A 20,504-nucleotide genomic window follows, 5' to 3' on the forward strand; every position below is an offset into this window, starting at 1 on the left:
AATGGCAATATTAAAACACATCGGAGTCATCCATGCTAAAAGCGTTAAATAAAACCGGTCTGGTATTTTTCCCGGCGTTTGACTGGGCGATCAGCCCCACGCACCCGGAACGCGAGGAGCGGCTGCTATATACCCAGGATCAGGTGATGGAAGAGGGGCTTTTCGATATTGACGGCATTCATGAGTACAAATCCGAAGTCGTGGATATCAAGGACGTGCAGCGGGTCCATTTCTCCTATCCGGATGTCTGGCAGGTGATGACCGAATCCCACTTTATCAGCGCGGGTGGTGCCAAAACCATTGCCAGGGCGGTGATGGAAAAATCGGTTAACAACGGGTTCGCCCTGGTTCGGCCGCCCGGCCACCATGCCATGCGCGTGGTGCACGGGGGGCGCGGGTTCTGCAACGTCAATAACGAAGCCATCATGCTCGAATACCTTCGCCATGCCTACGGTGTTGACCGGGTGGCGGTGGTGGACACCGACTGCCACCACGGCGACGGCACCCAGGACATTTACTGGCATGACCCGGACACCCTGTATATTTCGCTGCACCAGGACGGACGGACCATGTACCCCGGCTCCGGATTCCCCCAGGAATTGGGCGGCCCCAATGCGGCCGGCACGACCTTAAACATTCCGCTTCCCCCGTATACCGGCGAAGAGGGCTTTCTCTACGCCATAAACGAGGTGGTGCTGCCGGTGATAGACGAGTTCAAGCCGGAGCTGATTATTAACTCCGCCGGCCAGGACAACCATTTCACCGACCCGCTGACCAACATGCTGTTTACCGCCAAAGGGTACGCGGATTTAACCCGCCTGCTCAAACCCGATATCGTGGTCCTGGAGGGGGGCTACTCCATCGAAGGCGCGCTTCCCTATGTAAACATCGGGATTATCCTGGCGCTTGCCGGCATGGATTACAGCCATGTGATCGAACCGGGCTATGATCCGGACAAACTGAAACAGACCGACAGCATCACCCAGACCGTGAAACAGACCTGCGATACGGTCAAAGCCAACTGGGCCCAGCGGGAGGCCATCGGCCGGAGCATGCGCGGCAATCAGGAATATGCCGAACGCCGGCGCAACATTTTCTATGATACCGAGGGCATCCATGAAACCCAGCGGGAAACCTTAAGGCTGTGCCCGGAGTGCAGCGGCGCCCTGAAAATCGATTCCACATCCGACCGGGGCGCCCATCTGCTGGCAATCCATATCCCCCGGAAAGCCTGCAATAACTGTTGGGACCTGGGCCGCCAGTGGTATGAATCCGCCAACCCGTCGGACTACGACATGATCTGCCTCCAGGACAGAACCGAGGACAGCTATCAGGTAAAAGAGAAATGATCCCGGTCAGCCGGCCGCTCATGGCCCGAACCGGAAACCCGGCCAAACCTGTTTTATGATTTTTCCCCGGCAGCACCGCCTGCATCGAAACCTTTCCATACGCTCAAGGATACTGGCCGGCATCCGCCGCTTTTTTATTGAAAACCAGTACATAGAGGCAGAGACCCCGGTCTGCATTCCGGCCCCGCTGCCGGAGCCGCATATTTACCCGCCAAGTGCTGCCTGCGGCTACCTTCAGCCATCCCCGGAAATCTGCATGAAGCCGCTTCTGGCTGAGGGCTTTGAAAAAATCTTTCAGATCTGCAAATGCTTCCGTCAATCCGAGCGCGGCCGCCGCCATCTGCCGGAATTTTCCATGCTGGAGTGGTACGCGGCGGGTGAGGACTACGAGGATCTCATGCACACCTGTGAAGCCATGTTTGAAACCATCTGCCAGGCCCTCGAAATTCCCCTTCAAATCGAATATCAGAAAAACCGCATCGATCTGACCCGCCCCTGGCAGCGGCTCACGGTTTCCGAGGCTTTTTCCCGCTACGCGCCGGCGGATATGGAAACCGCCCTAAACCACGATGATTTTGATGAAATCATGGGGATTGAAATTGAGCCCCGGCTGGGGCTTAAACAGCCGGTTTTTTTATGCGACTATCCGGCGGCGAACTCACCTTTGGCCGCGCCCCAACCGGACAACCCGATGCTTGCCCAGCGGTTTGAGCTCTATATCGCCGGCCTTGAAATCTGCAACGGATCCACCGAACTGAGCGATTCCCGGTTTCAGCGGAAACGCTTTGAAGCCGAAATAGAACACCGCCGCGAAAACAGCCTTCCGGTCTATCCGTATCCCGCCCGGTTTATAGAGGCTTTGCAGGAAATGCCGGCCGCCGCCGGATGCGCCATGGGGGTGGACCGGCTGACCATACTGTTTGCCGACGCCGAATCCATTGATGAGGTGGTGGCCTTCACCCCGGAGACCCTTTGAATGGGATTTTTGCGGGCATTGGCGAAAAAGGCTTGATTTTTTTACGGATCTTATAATAATTAATGGAAATTATTCGAATTTAAGATCACCCTAAACCAACGGCAGCCTGAATTGATGATGCGAATACTCACCCTGCAGCTTGCGATGGCGGTTCTTCTGGGCGCAGCGCTTACCGGTTCTGTGCGGGCGGAAATTTATACCTATGTGGATGAAAACGGGGTCCGCCATTTCAGCAACGCGCCCACCTCGCAGCGTTACCGATACGCCGGCCCGGAAATTGAAGACAGAATCGCCTATTATTCATCCACGGATACGTTCGATCATTACATCCGGGATGCGGCAAGCCTTCACGGCCTGGATTTTGCGCTGGTAAAAGCCGTGGTGCAGGCAGAATCCAATTTTAACCCCAATGCCGTCTCCAAGGCCGGCGCCATCGGGCTTATGCAGATCATGCCGGGCAACCTCGCCGCCTTCCGCCTCCACGACCCCTATGATCCGCGGGCCAACATCCTGGCCGGCACCCGGTATCTGAAATCGCTTATCAAAAAATTCAACCATGATCTAACCCTTTCCCTGGCCGCCTATAATGCCGGTCCGGCCGCGGTGGAGCGCTACAACGGGGTTCCCCCCTACCCGGAAACACAGAAATATGTCAAACGGGTGATGGCATATTACAACCGCTACAAGAACTCAGAATAATCAGATATGGCAACAGAAAAAAAATTGCTCGCATTAGAGCGGATCTATGCGCGCTACGAGGAATATACCCGGCAGCTTCGGGTGGCCTGTCAGAAATACTGCGCCCACTGCTGTACCTGCAATGTCACCATGACAAGCCTTGAGGCGGCATATATCCGAAAAGCCCTGTCGGATGCCGAATGGGCCGCCATACGGCAAAGACTTGCCCCGCAGCTTGAGAAAATCCGGTATCAGCCGGAAATAACGCTCAACCAGATGGCCGGATTATGCGCCAACAGCCAGGAACCGCCGGAGGAAATCATTGATCCGAATTGGGGCGCCTGCCCCCTGCTTGAAAAAAAAGCATGCCCCATCTATTCGGTCCGCCCCTTTGGCTGCCGCTGCCTGCTCTCCGGCAGAAACTGCGGGGATTCCGGATATGCCGAAATTGATGCGTATACGATCACCGTAAATTATGTGTTCACCCAGTTTATCGAGCATCTGGATCAAAGCGGCAAAACCGGCAACCTCTCAGATATATTAATGGCGACCGACCCCGAAACCGCCGCCGCCGGGGCCTCCATACATGACAGCGCCGCCGGCTGCCATGTGATCAGAAACCGGGCCATCCCCATGCTGCTGGTGCCGCCCGAGCATCAGCGAGACATCGCCTCAATTGTCAATGACCTCCATGCCATTGTCGAAAGCGCCTGAGGCTTTATTTTAAAGCCTTCTTGACTTACTCTGGGAAAATAATTTATGAACAACAAATTTGACAATAAGCTCAAAAGGCCAAAATGAAAACAAAACTCAAAACCATGATCAAAAGTGCCGCAGAAGCGGCCTATAAATCCGGGGCCTTAAACTCCGACGCGTTCGCCCCGGTTGAGATAGAAGCGCCCAAGGCAGGGGCCCACGGGGATCTGGCCTCCAATTTTGCCATGTTAAATGCCTCCGCCCAGAAAATGGCGCCCCGAAAAATCGCCGAGGCCCTGGTGAGCCACCTCTCAGACCCCGAGGGCATTATTGATAAAACCGAAATCGCAGGCCCCGGATTTATCAACTTTTTTATCCACAAGACCGCCTGGCACCCGGTACTCCATGAGATCCACGCGCAAAACGGGCAATACGGGGCCTGTGATATCGGAAAAGGCCAAAAAGTCCAGGTGGAATTCGTAAGCGCCAATCCCACCGGCCCCTTGCACGTAGGGCATGGCCGGGGCGCGGTGGTGGGCGATACCGTGGCCGCGATTCTCTCCTTCTGCGGCTATGATGTGTTCCGGGAATACTACATCAATGACTCCGGCAAACAGATTCAAACCCTGGGCCGGTCCGTATATCTGCGATGCCTGGAGCTTTTCGGCCGCGATATAGCCTTTCCCGAGGACTGCTATCAGGGCGACTATATATACGAAATCGCCAAAACGCTAATGGAGCGAAAAGGCGAATGGCTGACAAACGCCTCTGAAGAAGAGGCCACTTCCGACTGTGCCCGATACGCGGCTGAAAAAATTCTGGAGGGCATCCGGGAGGATCTGGCGCTTCTGGGCATCTCCTTTGATCACTGGTTCAGCGAACAGGGCCTCTATGATACCGCCAAGGTGGAAGCCGCGATCAAGCAGTTTCAGGACGCCGGGCTCATCTACGAGAAAGAAGGGGCCCTGTGGTTTAAAACCGAGGCGTTTGGGGATGAAAAGGACCGGGTGGTGGTGCGGCAGAACGGGCAGACCACCTATTTTGCATCAGACATCGCCTATCACCGGGACAAATTTGACCGGGGGTTTGACCAGATCATCGATGTCTGGGGGGCGGACCACCACGGCTATATCCCCCGGATATCCGCGGCCATTAAAGCGGGCGGAAAAGACGGGGGCCGGTTTCACGTGATTTTGACCCAGTTGGTTAACCTCCTGCGCGCCGGCACCCCGGTCACCATGTCCACCCGGGCCGGACAGTTTGTCACCCTGCGCGAGGTTGTTGACGAGGTGGGCAGCGATGCCGTGCGCTTTATTTTTCTGACCCGGCATTATGAGAGTCCGCTGGATTTTGATCTTGAAGTGGCCAAGCAAAAAACCAATGACAATCCGGTCTATTACGTGCAGTATGTCCACGCCCGGATATCGAGTATTTTTAAAAAGGCCCGGGAAGAAAAAGGCATTGCCTCGGTCACCGGTGAGGCCGCATCGGTGGCTCGGCTCACCGAACCCGAGGAGATTTCGCTGATCAAGCACATGGCGCGCTACCCGGAGGTGATCCAGGCGGCCGCCCAATTGATGGAACCGCACCGGATCGCATTCTACCTCATGGATCTTGCAGCCGCATTCCATGCCTATTATAATAAGCACCGGGTTTTGATTGATGACCCCCAGCTGGCGGACGGACGGCTCTATCTGGTGCTGGCTGTCCAGAAAATCATCCGAAACGGCCTCGGCCTGCTGGGTGTTTCTGCACCCGAGACCATGTAAAAAGGCATATGGCCACCAAAAGCCCCCAAAATAAAGCGGCCCGAAAAAGGGCCGCGCCCAGGCCCATTTTTATCATCAACCGGGGCAATGTGCTGGGCTGGATCTTTCTGGCGTTTTCCGCCTGCGGCCTGATGTTTGTCTTAGGGGTCTTGGTCGGCCGGGATCAGGCGCCCATCCGGTTTGATATCGAGCGCCTGGATGAAAAGCTCACCCACTTGAAACAAAGCGTTTTAACCAACCAGGAGATAAAACCGTTTGATGTGCTCGAAAACCTGAAAAAAGACGGCATCCCGGAAGCAGCGGAAACTGATCCCCATACGGTGGCGCCGCGCTATGCCAAAAAAGAAATCTCCGGCGAACCGGTATCCCCCGAGGCCCTGAAACCGGAACCGGAGGCTGCGGCAGAAACCCAGGAATCAGAAACCGCTTCCGGAAAAACCGCTGACAAAATGCCGGACACCGAATCCGGGGCATCACCCCCGCCGCCGCCTGAGAAAACCGAGTCAAAAGCGGATTCAACGCGAAATACCGCCTCCGTCAAAAAACCCGCGGTATCGAAACCGCAGAAAACAGCTTCCGCCCAGACCGCCGCTTCCCGAAATGTCGACGGGGACGGCTATGCCATTCAGATCGCTTCCCTGAGTGATCCGGAAAGCGCGGCCACCGTCAGGGACAGATTTCTGGCCAAAGGGTATCCAGCCTATGTAAGAAGAGCGGATGTCAACGGCAAAACCTGGTATCGGGTCCGGATCGGTTCCTATCCAAGCAGGGATAAGGCCCGGAAGGATTTAAAAAGCCTAACTGAGGCCGGGGTTAGCGCCATGATCTTTTTAAGAGACGGCGCGAATCCATAAAAGGAGACAACAATGAAAATATCCAGAAAAGAAGTTTTGCACGTGGCGGATCTGGCCCGCCTGACCATGGATGACGACGCGGTTGAGACGTTTGCCGGACAATTGGGCGGCATCCTGGAATATGTGGAAAAGCTGAGCGCCGTGGACACCTCCGGCATTACGCCCACCGCCCATGCGGTGGAGAGGGCCAATGCCTTTCGAAAGGATGAAACCACCGGCCATCTGCAGCGGGATGCGGCGCTGGCCAATGCACCGGAGGCCGAAGACGGCCAGTTTATCGTGCCCAAAGTGATTGAGTAAAGGAGCTGATGCCAATGGAACTTAATGCACTGACCATCCACGAAGCCGCCCGGCTTTTGAAAAACAGGGAAATCTCGGCAGCGGAGCTCACAGATTCCCTTCTTTCAAAGATCGAGTCAGTCGAACCGCTGGTGGACGCCTATATCACGATCACCGGGGAGGCGGCAAAATCTGCCGCTGAAGCGGCGGATCAGGCGATCGCCCAAGGGACGGCCGGCCCGCTTTGCGGCATTCCCCTGGCCATCAAAGATCTGATCTGCGTAAAGGGCATTAAAACCACCTGTGCCTCCAAAATGCTGGAAAATTTTTATCCGCCCTATGATGCCACGGTCATTGAGAAACTAAACACCGCCGGTGCGGTCATGGCGGGCAAAGCCAATATGGATGAGTTTGCCATGGGCTCTTCCACGGAAAACTCCGGGATAAAACCCACCAAAAACCCCTGGGATCTTTCCCGGGTGCCGGGCGGCTCCAGCGGCGGCTCAGCCGCTTGCGTGGCGGCCGACATGTGCCTGGGGGCGCTTGGCTCGGATACCGGCGGATCGATCCGACAGCCGGCCTCGCACTGCGGGGTGGTGGGAATAAAGCCCACCTACGGCCGGGTATCCCGATTCGGCCTGGTGGCATTCGCCTCTTCCCTGGATCAGATCGGGCCGCTGGCCAAGGATGTCACGGATGCGGCGATACTTTTAAACGCCATTTCCGGATACGACCCCCGGGATTCCACATCCGTGGATCAGCCGGTGCCGGATTATGCGGCCGCACTCACCGGGGACATTAAAGGGCTTAAAATCGGGATTCCCAAAGAGTATCATGGGGCCGAAGGGGTTTCCGAAGAGGTTTCTTCGGCTGTTGAAAAGGCCATGACCGTATTTAAAGAGGCCGGCGCGGAATTTATCGAAATAACGCTTCCCCACACCGAGTATGCGGTAGCTGCCTATTATCTCCTCGCCCCGGCCGAGGCAAGCTCCAACCTGGCCCGCTATGACGGGGTGAAATACGGCTTTCGCGATCCGGAAAGCAGCGGTATGAAAGAGATGTATAACAATACCCGGTCCAAAGGATTCGGGCCCGAAGTTAAGCGGCGGATCCTTCTGGGCACTTATGCCCTGTCCGCCGGATACTACGACGCCTATTACAAAAAAGCCTCCCAGGTGCGGACCCTGATCAAGCAGGATTTCAACACCGCCTTTGACGCCTGCGACCTGATCCTGGCGCCGGTGGCCCCGACCCCGGCATTCAAAATCGGAGAGAACATTGATGACCCTTTGCAGATGTATCTGTCTGACGTTTTCACCCTTTCCGCCAATCTGGGGGGCATTCCGGGGCTTTCCGTGCCATGCGGCTTCTCACAAGAGGGGCTTCCCATCGGCCTTCAGCTCATGGGGAATTATTTTGATGAGGCGTCCATATTGAATGCCGCCTACTTTTTTGAGCAGCAAACCGATTATCACAAACAAAAGGCCGGATTGATGCCTTGAATTAACGGACACGGGACCATTTTTTTGGATAAGATTAAGAGTAAAAGTAAGACGGTCGCAAATACATGAAAGGATGCATATGAGCATACAACCCGAGGGCGAGGATCTGCGAAAAGCCATCAAATGGATATCCGAGATGCGCCAGGAGGAGCCGGACAAGTCGCTTACCCGGCTGGTCGAAGAGGCCGGCGCCAAGTTCGATCTGCCGCCCAAGGATCAGGAATTCCTGTACCGCTTTGTCAGGGATAATGAAGCATAAATGGGGTTTCAGGTGTCAGATGTTAGATGGGTATGGTTTGACTGAAGACTGAAACCTGAACACTGAAACCTAATCCGAAGGATAAGGCGCTGATGTCCAAAATCCGCATCCTGCCTGAAATTCTTTCCAACAAAATTGCGGCCGGCGAGGTGGTGGAGCGGCCCGCCTCGGTGGTCAAGGAACTGGTGGAAAACGCGATTGACGCGGGAAGCTCCCGAATCACCGTGGAAATCGGCCAGGGCGGCCGGTCCATGATCCGGGTCTCGGATAACGGGGCGGGCATGACCCATGATGATGCGCTTTTGGCCATTGAACGCTACGCCACGAGCAAAATTTACAAGGACCCGGATCTGTATGCGATCTCCACCCTGGGCTTCCGGGGCGAGGCGCTTCCCAGCATTGCCGCGGTCTCCAAATTTACACTGATCACAAACGACGACCAGTCAACCCCCGCCACCCGTATCTATGTGGAAGGCGGCAGAGTCAAGCAGGTGGATGAAACCGGCGCGCCGCCGGGTACGCTTATTTCAGCCGAACAGCTGTTTTTCAACACCCCGGCCCGGCGAAAGTTTTTAAAAACCGTAAACACCGAGATGGGCCATATCGCCGATGGTATCGCCGCCGTTGCCCTGGCCTGGAAGGATATCCAGTTCCGGCTGTTTCACAATGACCGGATGGTCAAAAACTGGCCCTCGGTGAATAACGGGCTGGACCGGGTGGTTGACGTGCTGGGCAAGGAATTTCGCTCCGGGTTGTATCCGATTTCGCTCAAGGGATCCCATATTTCGATTACCGGCTGGATATCCGATCCCGGCATTACGCGAAGCACGTCTCAGAAAATCTACATCTATATCAACGGCCGCTATATCCGGGACCGGGGCGTCTATTACGCCATTTTAGACGGCTATAAGGGGCGGCTCATGAAGGGACGGTTTCCGGTTGGGGTGCTGTTTCTTGACATTCCGCCGGAAGAAGTGGATGTAAACGTCCATCCCACCAAACACGAGGTCCGGTTTTCCCGGCAGCGGGAGCTTTACCAGGCCATCAAGACCGCGGTCGCCGAAACCCTTCAGCCATCCGGCTGGCAGGTGCCACCTTCCCAAACGCCGCAGGTTGAAGAGGCATCGGTATTTTCCGGAAAAGATCCAACACCGGACCGCCCGCCGGAGAACCAAGCCCCGCCAGCAACTGAACAATCGCCCGGCAAACCAAACGCCTCGGAAATCCGCAGACAATCCGGCATTAAAACTCAGCCCGGGCACTTGGGGGAGGCGGCCGACGGACCGGCAGACGAGCAGTCCGAATTATGGCAGCAGCCGGGATTTTCGCAGATGGCGGTCATCGGCCAGTTCCATAATACCTATATTCTCTGCGAATCCGCGTCCATGCTCTATGTGATTGATCAGCACGCCGCCCATGAGCGGATTGTATATGAAAATTTGGCAAAACAGCGGCAGGCATCCGGCGCCGCGCCCAGCCAGGCGCTGGTAATCCCGGAAACCATTGAACTCAATTACCGGGAGAGTGCGGCGGTGGCTGAAATGATTCCGGATTTCGCGGCCATGGGGATTGCCATTGAGCCGTTCGGCGGAAACACCTATATTGTGAAATCGCTTCCCGCTATGATCTCCGAGAAATCCGCCCAGCCGCTGATCACTGAAATTGCGGAAACCGTGACCGAATCCGGCTATGCCCCGGGCCTGGATGAGACCATTGACCAGTGCCTCATCCTAATGGCCTGCCACGGGGCAATCCGCGCCAACCAAGCCCTATCGGATAAAGAAATCAAGGCCCTATTGGCGCAGTTGGACCGCTGCGAAAACCCCTACCACTGCCCCCACGGCCGGCCCACCCTTATCCAGTGGCCGCTTGAATCCCTGGAGAAGCGGTTTCGAAGGACGTTGTAAGCCATGGCCGCTGGCTCAACCCAGTTTTTTCTTCAGGATCTGGTTGACCATCTGGGGGTTGGCCTTGCCCTGGGTCTGCTTCATCACCTGGCCCACAAAAAAGCCCAAAAGCTTTTTCTTCCCCGCCTTATAGGCGGCCACCTCATCCGGGCATCCGGCAATCACATCATCAACCACGGATTCAATGGCCGAGGCGTCGGTGACCTGAACCAGCCCTTTTTCATCGACAATGGTTTTCGGGGATTTCCCGGAGGTCACCATTTCATCAAAAACGGTTTTAGCGATTTTGCCGCTGATCACCTCGTCATTCACCAGCTGCAAGAGTTCCGCCATCTGAACGGCCGAAATCGGGGATTCCTCGATGGTCCTGCCTTGGGCATTTAAGAGCCCCAGGAGGTTTCCCATGACCCAGTTGGAGACCAGCTTGGGGTTGGCCACTTCTTTGACGCAGGCTTCAAAATAATCCGCCAGCTCCCTGGACGCGGTCAGCACATCCGCATCATAGGCCGGCAGATCGAATCGATCCATGAACCGATCTTTCCGCTGATGCGGAAGCTCCGGCAGGTTGGCCTTGATTCGGGCAATCCAGGCATCATCAATTTGTAAGGGCACGAGATCCGGATCCGGAAAATACCGGTAGTCGTGAGCCTCCTCTTTTCCGCGCATGGGAACCGTCTTGTTTTTATCCGTATCCCAGAGCCGGGTTTCCTGAATCACCGTCCCGTTTTCGGAGATGACCCGGATCTGGCGGTTGATCTCATAGGCCAGGGCCTTTTCCACGAACTTGAATGAATTGAGGTTTTTCAGTTCCGACCGCGTACCCAGCGTCTCGCTATCTTTCGGCCGTACCGACACATTGGCGTCGCAGCGGAAACTGCCCTCCTCCATATTGCCGTCGCTGATGCCCAGATACCGCAAAATGGCGCGGAGCTGGCGCAGATAGGCGCCCGCCTCCTCCGGGGATTCGATATCGGGGTCACTGACGATTTCAATGAGCGGCACCCCGGTGCGGTTGTAATCCACCCGGCTCACCGCCCGGTCCGGGTCATGGATGAGCTTTCCGGCATCTTCCTCCATATGAATGCGGGTTAAGCCGATCCGCTTTTTGCTGCCGTCCGGCCGGGTGATATTGACATGGCCGTGTTCGGCGATCGGCAGCTCATACTGGGATATCTGATAGCCCTTGGGCAGATCCGGATAAAAATAGTTTTTCCGGGCAAACCGGCTTTCCGGCGCAATCCGGCAGTTGGTCGCAAGCGCCATGCGCATGGCATATTCCACCACGCCCTGATTTAACACGGGCAAAACGCCGGGCATGCCGAGGCATACCGGACAGACATGGGTGTTGGGCGGTGCGCCGAATTGGGTGGAGCAGGCGCAGAAAATCTTGGTCCGGGTTTTTAGCTGGGCGTGGACTTCAAGTCCGATTGTGGGGACAAACTCCATGGGTTTTTCCTGCGATATTTTCTAAGCCCCCTCATACCGGGGGCGATAATTTTTTCCAGATTATTGATTCGGGCCGGCAGCGTATTGCTCGGGATGCCGGTATTTTTTGATGCCGTAGAAAAGCACCACCAAACCGATCAGCGCCATGATGATGCCCGGCACCTTATCATGAAATCCGGCCAGCTCCTCGCTGATATAAATCTTGTGGGTCAGGATAAAACCCACCCAGCTGCTGCCGCCGATGACCGCGAGTACCCCCAGAATCGTCATGGTAATGCCTTTGAGCCAGGTAATCTTTTGCTGTCTCTCCGGTTCCTCAAGCTTTTCAAACCGCAGCCGTATCCGGTCATGGATGATATAGGCGGCCACCAGAATGATAATCGTTATGCTGGTCACAAATTCCCACATGTAATAATACGTCTCAGCCATGGCGTCGTTCCTTTTAACAGTGGTTGGTATGGAAGGCGCTATGATACGCCCCTGTTCGGGTTAAACCGAGGCGATTATTTCAGAATCTTTATCCGGATGCAAGTATGATGTTGGGGATCCTTCGGCTGCCACGGCTAATTTGTTCTGTATCCAAATCGAAATCGCTATCGGGATCGGGATCGAAAAAAATATGACCCTTGAACACGAAAAACTGGACGTCTATCGCCTTTCAATAGGCTACGTTGCATGGGTTTACGAGAAGGCCGACAGCCTGAACGGAGTCCATCGGCCCGCCCGGGATCAATGGCTTCGGGCCAGCCAGTCGATACCGCTCAATATCGCCGAAGGTAATGGCAAGACCGCGGAAGCCGACCGAAGGCGTTATTTCGAAATCGCTCGTGGCTCCGCGCTTGAGTGCGCGGCGATTCAAGATGTGCTGGTTGTCGGCAAGGCGCTGGACAAGATGGAAAGCCGGAACCGCAAGGATGAACTCGACCGTATGGCCGCGATGCTCAGCCGTCTCGGCGGAAGAGGATACCAAGTTCGAGAGGATCAGGAAGTCTACAGCATCGATTTCGATCCCGATAGCGATTTCGATCCCGATTTCGATCCCGATAGCGAAGAAAACGAATCCCAACCTTAGCTTTAACAGGACCGGGGGTATGGATTTGTTCTGTATCCAAATCGAAATCGCTATCGGGATCGGGATCGAAAAAAATATGAACCTTGGACGCGAAAAACTGGACGTCTATCGCCTTTCAATAGGCTACGTTGCATGGGTTTACGAGAAGGCCGACAGCCTGAACGGAGTCCATCGGCCCGCCCGGGATCAATGGCTTCGGGCCAGCCAGTCGATACCGCTCAATATCGCCGAAGGTAATGGCAAGACCGCGGAAGCCGACCGAAGGCGTTATTTCGAAATCGCTCGTGGCTCCGCGCTTGAGTGTGCGGCGATTCAAGATGTGCTGGTTGTCGGCAAGGCGCTGGACAAGATGGAAAGCCGGAACCGCAAGGATGAACTCGACCGTATGGCCGCGATGCTCAGCCGTCTCGGCGGAAGAGGATACCAAGTTCGAAAGGATCAGGAAGTCTACAGCATCGATTTCGATCCCGATAGCGATTTCGATCCCGAGGAAAACGAATCCCAACCTTAGCGTTAACAGGACCGGGGGTATGGATTTTGCGGTTAGAACAAATTAGCCGTGCTTCGGCTGCATTTCATTTTGACATTTCCGGATGTTTGCATATATCTTTAACGATTTACAAAATACCAAAAAGGCTTGTCGCGTTATGAAATTTTTCCTTTGTGTCATCGGTATGGTTATGATCATTGAAGGGCTGCCGTATTTCGGTTTCCCGGAGAATATGAAGGCCATGATGGAAAAGGTGCTGGAACTCCCGGAGGCCACCCTGCGAAAATTCGGATTCGTTTTGATGGTGTTGGGGCTTTTACTGGTCTATATCGGGAATGCTTAAACGCCATGCATTCAATCGATGACTACGCCTACGAGCTGCCGGAAGACCTGATCGCCCAGACGCCGGCGGAAAAGCGGGATCAGTCGCGGCTTCTGCATCTGAACCGGAAGACCGGCGCGGTGTCCCATCACCGGTTTGATGAAATTGCCGGCCTGCTGTCGCCGTCTGACCTGCTGGTGGTCAATGACACCAAAGTCATCCCCGCAAGGCTTTACGGGCAAAAGGCCTCCGGCGGCAAAGTCGAAATTCTGATCGTCAACTATCCGGAGGCGGCCGCCCGGGCCGAAACCGGCCGCTTTGCCTGCGAATGCCTGATCCGGGCCTCAAAAGCGCCCAAACCCGGCACTAAGCTCGAATTCGGCCCGGAGCTTTCCGCCGTGGTCCGGGAAGTTCGGGATAACAAGTTTCTGCTTGAGTTTGCGGCCCAAACCGCATTTGAAGACATCCTTGAGCGCCAGGGGGAGGTGCCGCTGCCGCCTTATATCCGGCGGCCGGGCACAGATGCCGACCGTCAGACCTACCAGACCGTTTATGCCGAACAAAAGGGGGCAGTGGCCGCGCCCACGGCCGGTTTCCACTTTACCGAAGCCCTGCTTGACAAGCTTCGCCAAAACGGCATTGAAATTATGCCCATTACGCTCCATGTGAGCTGCGGCACCTTCATGCCGGTCCGGGCCCAGGACATCCGAAACCACCAGATGCATTCCGAAACCTACCATATCCCCGAAGATACCGCCGATGCGGTCAACCGGGCCAAGGCCGATGGCCGGCGGGTCGTGGCCGTTGGGACCACGTCGGTACGGACCCTGGAATATTCGGCGGATGCGGCCGGCCGGATTAAGCCCCACACCGGCAGCTGCGACCTGTTTATTTATCCGGGCTATCGGTTTAAAACCGTGGATGCCATGATCACCAATTTTCATCTGCCCCGCTCCACCCTGCTGATGCTGGTCTCCGCGTTTGCCGGCAGGCAAAACATATTGGCCGCCTACCAGGCGGCCGTGCGGCACGGCTACCGGTTTTACAGCTACGGGGATGCCATGCTGATGGATGACAAAAACGTTTAAGAAGATTAATGCTTGAATTCACGATCACCGCCGAATCCAGCCAGACCCGGGCCCGAACCGGCCGCATGCAGACCCGCCGCGGAACGGTTGTCACCCCGATTTTTATGCCCGTGGGCACCGCCGGCAGCGTCAAGGCGGTCTCACCCGAGGATTTAGTCGACTGCGGGGCCCAAATCATTCTCGGAAACACCTATCACCTCTATCTTCGGCCCGGCTGCGAAGTCATTGACGAATTTGACGGGCTCCACCGGTTTATGAACTGGCACGGCCCGGTCCTGACAGACAGCGGCGGCTTCCAGATATTTTCCCTGGCCAAAATCTCCAGGGTCACGGAAAACGGGTTTTCCTTTCAGAGCCACATCGACGGCTCCCCCCATTTAATAACCCCGGAGGATGCGGTGGCCATCCAGACCCGGCTGGGCGCGGATATTATCATGTGCCTGGATCAGTGCATTTCATATCCGGCAACAGAGACGGAAGCCAAAAACGCCCTGGATCTCACCACCCGCTGGGCGCATCGATGCAGGGCCGCCTGGGAAGAAGGCCGCTCAGACAATGCGCTTTTCGGCATTGTCCAGGGGGGGATGTATCCGGCGCTTCGGCAAAAATCGGCGGAAGCGCTTATCCAAATGGACTTTCCCGGCTATGCCGTGGGGGGATTAAGCGTCGGGGAACCCAAGCCCCTGATGATGGAGATGGCGGATATGACGCTGCCGCTTCTTCCTGCGGAGAAGCCCCGCTATGTCATGGGCGTGGGCACACCGCTGGATCTCGTCCGGATGGTCGCCATGGGGGCGGATATGTTCGACTGCGTCATGCCCACCCGAAACGCCCGAAACGGGCAGCTCTTTACCGATCACGGCCCGATCAATATCTCAAACGCCCGGTTTCGGACCGACACCCGGCCCATCGCCGATACCTGCGGCTGCTATACCTGCCAAAATTTTTCCCGCGCCTACCTCCATCACCTCTACCGCTCGCGCGAGATTCTGGTCTACCGCTTAAACACCATCCATAACCTCTATTACTATCTGAACCTGATGCAACGCATCCGGTCGGCCATTTTTGAGGACCGGTTTGGGAAGTTTGCCGCCGATTTTTACCGGAAACAGGGGGCCGATTTTTAAACATATATTCAAAAATGAGGGACTCGTAAAATGTCGATTCTCTGACGGCAAAGAAAAAAGTTCAAGATCGCGGCGCGCAAATCCCGAGGAATGCAGCGTACTGACTCGTACGTGAAATTCCGAGGGATGCAGCGCAACAAAGATATTGGACTTTTTGCGAAGCCGTCAAAAATTTTTGCCATTTACCTAAATTTCATCATAGCATAATTGCTTAAGGCTTATTATTTTTAAATCATAAAATGGCATAGGCCATAACGCTTATCTTAAAGGAGGCGACTTATGAAGGAACAAGTTCAACAGGTACTGGAGAAAATAAGGCCGTCGCTGCAGGCAGACGGCGGTGATGTGGAATTGGTGGATGTCGCGGATGGCGTGGTCACGGTAAAGCTGCAGGGCGCCTGCGCGGGCTGCCCGATGTCCCAGATGACCCTTAAAAACGGCATTGAACGGATACTCAAACAGGAAATTCCGGAAGTTAAATCCGTCGAACCAGCTTAAACCGCAGCGGAGAGGCTTATGACGATTGCCACGCACATTGCGACATTTTTAGAAAAATCGTCGTGGATACGAAAAATGTTTGAAGAAGGGGCCCGGCTGAAAGCCATTCACGGGGCGAACAACGTGTTTGACTTCAGCCTGGGCAACCCCTACCTGCCCCCGCCGGAAACATTTCGGCATAAATTAAAGGAGATTGCCGACTCGGAAAAACCCGGCGTGCATGCCTATATGCCGAACCCGGGCTATCCGTTTGTCAGACAATCCGTGGCCCAATACCTGAAAAAAGAGCACAACGCCGAGATCACGGAAAACGAAATCCTGATGACCTGCGGGGCGGCCGGCGGCCTGAATGTGATATTAAAGACCATCCTGGATCCGGGCGACGAGGTGATTACCCCGGCGCCCTATTTTGTGGAATACGGATTCTATGCGGACAACCACGGGGGAAGCCTTAAAACCGTCCAGACCCACCCGGATTTTACCCTTGATCTGGATGCCATTGAAAAGGCGATCACGAATAAAACCAAAGCCGTGCTCATCAACTCGCCCAACAACCCCACCGGCCAGGTCTATTCAGAGGAAAGCATCAGCCAGCTGGGCGAGATCCTTTCCCGAAAAAGCCGGGAACTGGACCGGACCATTTACCTATTATCCGATGAGCCGTACCGAAAAATCGTCTTTGACGGCATCCGGGTGCCGAGCATTTTTGCCGCCTACCCGGACAGCCTGGTGGCCACATCCCATTCCAAGGATTTATCGATCCCGGGGGAGCGCATCGGATTTATCGCCATCAACCCGGCAGCCCAATATAAAACGGATCTCGTCAGCGGCCTGGCCCTTGCCAATCGAATCTTAGGATTTGTGAATGCCCCGGCCCTGATGCAGCGCCTGGTGGCTGAACTTCAGGGCGAGAGCGTGGATATCTCTCATTACGCCAAAAAACGCGAACTGCTCTGCAACGGCTTAAAAGACTGCGGCTATGATTTTGTCAAACCGCCGGGCACGTTCTACCTGTTCCCCCGCTCGCCGATTGAAGATGATGTGAAATTCGTCCAGGCGCTCCAGGAGGAGCTGATTCTGGCCGTGCCGGGCAGCGGCTTCGGCGGCCCCGGCCATATCCGGCTGGCCTTCTGCGTGGAGGATCAAACCATCACCGATGCCATGCCGGGATTTGAAAAAGCGATCAGGAAATTTCAATAACTCAGGTTTTAGGTATTAGGTTTTAGGTATTAGGTTTTGGGCCTTGACGGGAAACAATAATTTTAGAAGTTTCAGGTTTCCGGCGGCGCCTGAAACCTGAACGCTGAAACCTGAACACTCAAAAAGGAGGACGCTATGGATACTCGCAAGCCAGTCTTTGCCGGCAGCTGGTATCCGGGCAACGCGGCTGAATGTGAAAAACTGATTCGGGAATTTCTGACAGACGAGCGTTTCAACGTTCAGCCGAATGGCGGATATCTGGGCGGTATCGTCCCGCATGCCGGCTGGGTCTTCTCCGGCAGTCTCGCCTGCAACGTGATTGCCGGCCTGCAAGCCCAAGAAAACACCCGAAAACCGGATACCATCATAGTGTTCGGCATGCACCTGCCGCCCAACGTGTCGGGCTATATCATGGCCGAAGGGGCATGGGAGACCCCGCTGGGCGAGCTGTTCATTGATGAAGCGATGGCGCGCCCCATCGCCGAACAATTCTCACTTAAGGCGGAAACCGCCAATCGGTTTACGCCGGATAACACCATTGAACTCCAACTCCCGTTTATTAAATACTTTTTTCCCGAGGCAAAGCTTGTCCCCATCGGACCGCCGGCCGCCGCCACGGCCGTGGAGATCGGCGAAAGAGCCGCAAAAATGGCTGAATCGGCCGGCAAAACCATTAAAATCGTCGGCTCCACGGACCTCACGCATTACGGCCCCAATTTCGGATTTACGCCGGCCGGCAAGGGCCGCGAGGCCTATAACTGGGTTAAAGACAAAAACGACCGCCAGGTCATCGATGCCATGCTCGACATGGCGCCGGAAACCGTGATCAAAGAGGGACTTTCCAACCACAATGCCTGCTGCCCCGGCGCGGCGGCGGCCGCCATTGCCGCGGTTAAATCCCTGGGGGCCCAAAATGCCCGGTTCGTCGGGTACAGCTCAAGCTATGAGCACAGCCCGGGGGATACGTTTGTCGGATACGGGGGGGTGCTGTTTTATTAACCCACTTTGCCGAAGCTTCCCGATATACCTGAAACTCCTTGACATCCAACTATATTTCAAATATGACAAGCACTGTTCATTGGACAACCCGTCAGGTTCATGTAACACCGCCGGTATTCATTCGCTTGCGAACCGGCACAACTCCAATTCATCCGGATAATGGCACGTACCATACAAATTTAAAAGGGAGGCATTAATGCAATTTGTAGACTATCAAAACGTCCACCAGATGCTCAAAAAAACGATTGATGCGAAATCCGATGTGATCGCGCATCGATGGTTTCTGGACGGCGAAGGGTCTTCTGAATCGGTTACATGGGGGGAATTCTACGACCAGGTCAAACAGGCGGGCAAAAGCCTCATGGCTCTGGACGTGGAAAAAGGGGACAAAGTCATTATCCTGAGCTATACCTGCTACTACTGGGTCTTGTGCGATATGGCCAACGCCACCATCGGCGCGGCCACAGTCGGCATCTATCAGTCCAACCTGGCGGAAGACTGTAAATATATTATCAACCATTCGGATGCCGTGGTGGTATTTGCCGAAAATCAGCAGCAGCTGGACAAACTCCAGCAAATCCGCGAGGAGATTCCCAATATCCGCAAGGTCATTCTCTTCAACGGCGATGCCCCGGCCAATGACGACTGGGTCATCAGTTTTGACGAATTCATGGGCCTATCCAAAAACATCTCGGAAAAGGATCTCCAGCAGCGCATCCAGATGCCCACCCCCCAGGATACGGCCACCATCGTCTACACCTCAGGCACCACGGGCGTGCCCAAAGGGGCGGTAATCACCCATGACAACGTTACCTTTACCGCCCAATCCGTGGAGGCAAGTGCGGATGTCCGGGACGGGGATGAGACCTTCCTGTTTCTACCCCTGGCCCATATCTTTGCGCGCACCCTCGTCAATGCCACCCTGCTGATCGGCGCCACTACCAACTACTGCCGGAGTATGGACACCATCACAGAGGATTTAAAACTGGCCAAGCCCCACTGGTTTCCAAGCGTTCCCCGCATCTATGAAAAAGTGTATTCAAAAGTTTTAAGCGGGGCGGAATCCAAAGGCGGTGTGGCCCTCAAGATTTTCAACTGGGCCAGAAACATCGGCGACAAAATGGCTGACTGCAAATTAAACCGCGAGCCGGTCCCGTTTATGCTGGGATTGAAGCACAAAATCGCCTCCGCCCTTGTGTTCAGCAAGCTCCATGAAGCCCTGGGCGGCCGCCTCCGGTTCTGCATCAGCGGCGCAGCCCCGCTGGAGCCCGCGATTGCCAAATTTTTCATCGGCGCGGATGTGCTGGTGCTCGAAGGCCTCGGCATGACGGAGAACACCTCGTTTACCAATGTGAATCGCCCGGATAACTACCGGATCGGCTGGGTCGGCCCCCCGGGCCCTGGAATTGAGCAGAAAATCGCCGATGACGGGGAGATTCTCTTCCGCGGCAGAAACGTGATGAGGGAATACTACAAAATGCCGGATGAAACCGCGGAAACGCTATCCCCCGAAGGCTGGCTCCATACCGGCGATCTCGGGGAAATCGACTCGGAAAACTTCCTGCGGATCACCGGCCGGAAAAAAGAGCTCATCATCACCGCAGGCGGTAAAAACGTTGCCCCCTCGGCCATCGAAGGAAAAATGGCGACCTCCAAATACATTAACCAGTTCTGCGTGGTGGGCGACCGCCGGAAATTCCTGTCCGCCCTGGTCACCCTGGATGAGGAAAATGTCACCGAATATGCGGATGCCAACGGCATCCCCTATAACTCCTTTGATGACCTGATCAACAATGAGCAGATTTATAAACTGATTGAAAGCGAAATCCAGGCGAAGAACAAGGATCTGCCCTCGTATGAAACCATCAAGCGCTTTAAAATCGTTCCGGAATTCACCGTGGAAAACAAAATGATGACCCCCACCATGAAGATCAAGAAAGCGGTGGCAATGGACGCCTATCAGGATGAAATTGAACAATTGTATAGCTGAATC

Annotated in this window: 21 protein-coding genes; 19 read left to right on the plus strand and 2 right to left on the minus strand. The window is 55.2% G+C overall.

Annotated elements, in window-relative coordinates; all coding sequences use genetic code 11:
• Positions 1 to 32 precede the first annotated feature (32 nt).
• From U5L07_15445 to mutL, 10 genes are all read left to right on the plus strand, one after another.
• Entirely contained in the window at positions 33 to 1,349 is a 1,317-nt protein-coding gene (locus tag U5L07_15445; GenBank protein ID MDZ7833143.1) for a histone deacetylase, read from the plus strand.
• 55 nt (positions 1,350 to 1,404) lie between these two features.
• Complete coding sequence (epmA, locus tag U5L07_15450; protein ID MDZ7833144.1) at positions 1,405 to 2,325, plus strand: EF-P lysine aminoacylase EpmA; 921 nt, start codon at positions 1,405 to 1,407, stop codon at positions 2,323 to 2,325.
• A gap of 114 nt (positions 2,326 to 2,439) precedes the next feature.
• Positions 2,440 to 3,024 carry a lytic transglycosylase domain-containing protein gene (locus U5L07_15455; GenBank protein MDZ7833145.1) on the plus strand — a complete coding sequence of 195 codons (585 nt, stop codon included), beginning with the start codon at positions 2,440 to 2,442 and terminating at the stop codon, positions 3,022 to 3,024.
• 6 nt (positions 3,025 to 3,030) lie between these two features.
• Complete coding sequence (locus U5L07_15460) at positions 3,031 to 3,717, plus strand: hypothetical protein (protein ID MDZ7833146.1); 687 nt, start codon at positions 3,031 to 3,033, stop codon at positions 3,715 to 3,717.
• 83 nt (positions 3,718 to 3,800) lie between these two features.
• A complete protein-coding gene (argS, locus tag U5L07_15465; protein MDZ7833147.1) occupies positions 3,801 to 5,468 on the plus strand; it encodes an arginine--tRNA ligase in 1,668 nt (555 codons plus the stop codon).
• A gap of 8 nt (positions 5,469 to 5,476) precedes the next feature.
• Complete coding sequence (locus U5L07_15470; protein MDZ7833148.1) at positions 5,477 to 6,322, plus strand: SPOR domain-containing protein; 846 nt, start codon at positions 5,477 to 5,479, stop codon at positions 6,320 to 6,322.
• A 12-nt stretch (positions 6,323 to 6,334) separates the two neighbouring features.
• A complete protein-coding gene (gatC, locus tag U5L07_15475; protein ID MDZ7833149.1) occupies positions 6,335 to 6,622 on the plus strand; it encodes an Asp-tRNA(Asn)/Glu-tRNA(Gln) amidotransferase subunit GatC in 288 nt (95 codons plus the stop codon).
• A 14-nt stretch (positions 6,623 to 6,636) separates the two neighbouring features.
• A complete protein-coding gene (gene gatA / locus U5L07_15480; GenBank protein MDZ7833150.1) occupies positions 6,637 to 8,103 on the plus strand; it encodes an Asp-tRNA(Asn)/Glu-tRNA(Gln) amidotransferase subunit GatA in 1,467 nt (488 codons plus the stop codon).
• A gap of 79 nt (positions 8,104 to 8,182) precedes the next feature.
• Positions 8,183 to 8,362: a hypothetical protein gene (locus U5L07_15485; GenBank protein ID MDZ7833151.1), complete on the plus strand. Its 180-nt coding sequence runs from the start codon at positions 8,183 to 8,185 to the stop codon at positions 8,360 to 8,362.
• A gap of 92 nt (positions 8,363 to 8,454) precedes the next feature.
• Positions 8,455 to 10,269: a DNA mismatch repair endonuclease MutL gene (mutL, locus tag U5L07_15490; GenBank protein MDZ7833152.1), complete on the plus strand. Its 1,815-nt coding sequence runs from the start codon at positions 8,455 to 8,457 to the stop codon at positions 10,267 to 10,269.
• A gap of 15 nt (positions 10,270 to 10,284) precedes the next feature.
• Here the strand turns inward: mutL and gatB are convergent, their stop codons facing one another.
• A complete protein-coding gene (gene gatB, locus U5L07_15495; protein MDZ7833153.1) occupies positions 10,285 to 11,715 on the minus strand; it encodes an Asp-tRNA(Asn)/Glu-tRNA(Gln) amidotransferase subunit GatB in 1,431 nt (476 codons plus the stop codon).
• A 60-nt stretch (positions 11,716 to 11,775) separates the two neighbouring features.
• Entirely contained in the window at positions 11,776 to 12,144 is a 369-nt protein-coding gene (locus U5L07_15500) for a hypothetical protein (GenBank protein ID MDZ7833154.1), read from the minus strand.
• Positions 12,145 to 12,283: 139 nt separating this feature from the next.
• Between U5L07_15500 and U5L07_15505 the strand changes: the two genes are divergently transcribed.
• From U5L07_15505 to U5L07_15545, 9 genes are all read left to right on the plus strand, one after another.
• Entirely contained in the window at positions 12,284 to 12,787 is a 504-nt protein-coding gene (locus tag U5L07_15505; GenBank protein ID MDZ7833155.1) for a four helix bundle protein, read from the plus strand.
• Between the two features lie 25 nt (positions 12,788 to 12,812).
• Positions 12,813 to 13,298 carry a four helix bundle protein gene (locus U5L07_15510; GenBank protein ID MDZ7833156.1) on the plus strand — a complete coding sequence of 162 codons (486 nt, stop codon included), beginning with the start codon at positions 12,813 to 12,815 and terminating at the stop codon, positions 13,296 to 13,298.
• Positions 13,299 to 13,434: 136 nt separating this feature from the next.
• Positions 13,435 to 13,620, plus strand: a complete 186-nt coding sequence (locus U5L07_15515; GenBank protein ID MDZ7833157.1) for a DUF2065 domain-containing protein — start codon at positions 13,435 to 13,437, stop codon at positions 13,618 to 13,620.
• Positions 13,621 to 13,625: 5 nt separating this feature from the next.
• On the plus strand, positions 13,626 to 14,687 hold the full coding sequence (gene queA, locus U5L07_15520) for a tRNA preQ1(34) S-adenosylmethionine ribosyltransferase-isomerase QueA (GenBank protein ID MDZ7833158.1): 1,062 nt from the start codon (positions 13,626 to 13,628) through the stop codon (positions 14,685 to 14,687).
• Between the two features lie 8 nt (positions 14,688 to 14,695).
• The gene (gene tgt / locus U5L07_15525) at positions 14,696 to 15,814 is read left to right on the plus strand and encodes a tRNA guanosine(34) transglycosylase Tgt (protein MDZ7833159.1); all 1,119 of its coding nucleotides are present in this window, start codon (positions 14,696 to 14,698) and stop codon (positions 15,812 to 15,814) included.
• 279 nt (positions 15,815 to 16,093) lie between these two features.
• Positions 16,094 to 16,312: a NifU family protein gene (locus U5L07_15530; protein ID MDZ7833160.1), complete on the plus strand. Its 219-nt coding sequence runs from the start codon at positions 16,094 to 16,096 to the stop codon at positions 16,310 to 16,312.
• Positions 16,313 to 16,330: 18 nt separating this feature from the next.
• Positions 16,331 to 17,512, plus strand: a complete 1,182-nt coding sequence (locus U5L07_15535) for a pyridoxal phosphate-dependent aminotransferase (protein MDZ7833161.1) — start codon at positions 16,331 to 16,333, stop codon at positions 17,510 to 17,512.
• Positions 17,513 to 17,647: 135 nt separating this feature from the next.
• Positions 17,648 to 18,511 carry an AmmeMemoRadiSam system protein B gene (amrB, locus tag U5L07_15540; GenBank protein MDZ7833162.1) on the plus strand — a complete coding sequence of 288 codons (864 nt, stop codon included), beginning with the start codon at positions 17,648 to 17,650 and terminating at the stop codon, positions 18,509 to 18,511.
• Positions 18,512 to 18,707: 196 nt separating this feature from the next.
• The gene (locus tag U5L07_15545) at positions 18,708 to 20,501 is read left to right on the plus strand and encodes a long-chain fatty acid--CoA ligase (protein MDZ7833163.1); all 1,794 of its coding nucleotides are present in this window, start codon (positions 18,708 to 18,710) and stop codon (positions 20,499 to 20,501) included.
• The last annotated feature ends 3 nt before the right edge of the window (positions 20,502 to 20,504 follow it).

The sequence above is a fragment of the Desulfobacterales bacterium genome, from assembly GCA_034520365.1.
In the GTDB taxonomy this organism is placed as follows: Bacteria; Desulfobacterota; Desulfobacteria; order Desulfobacterales; family Desulfosalsimonadaceae; genus M55B175.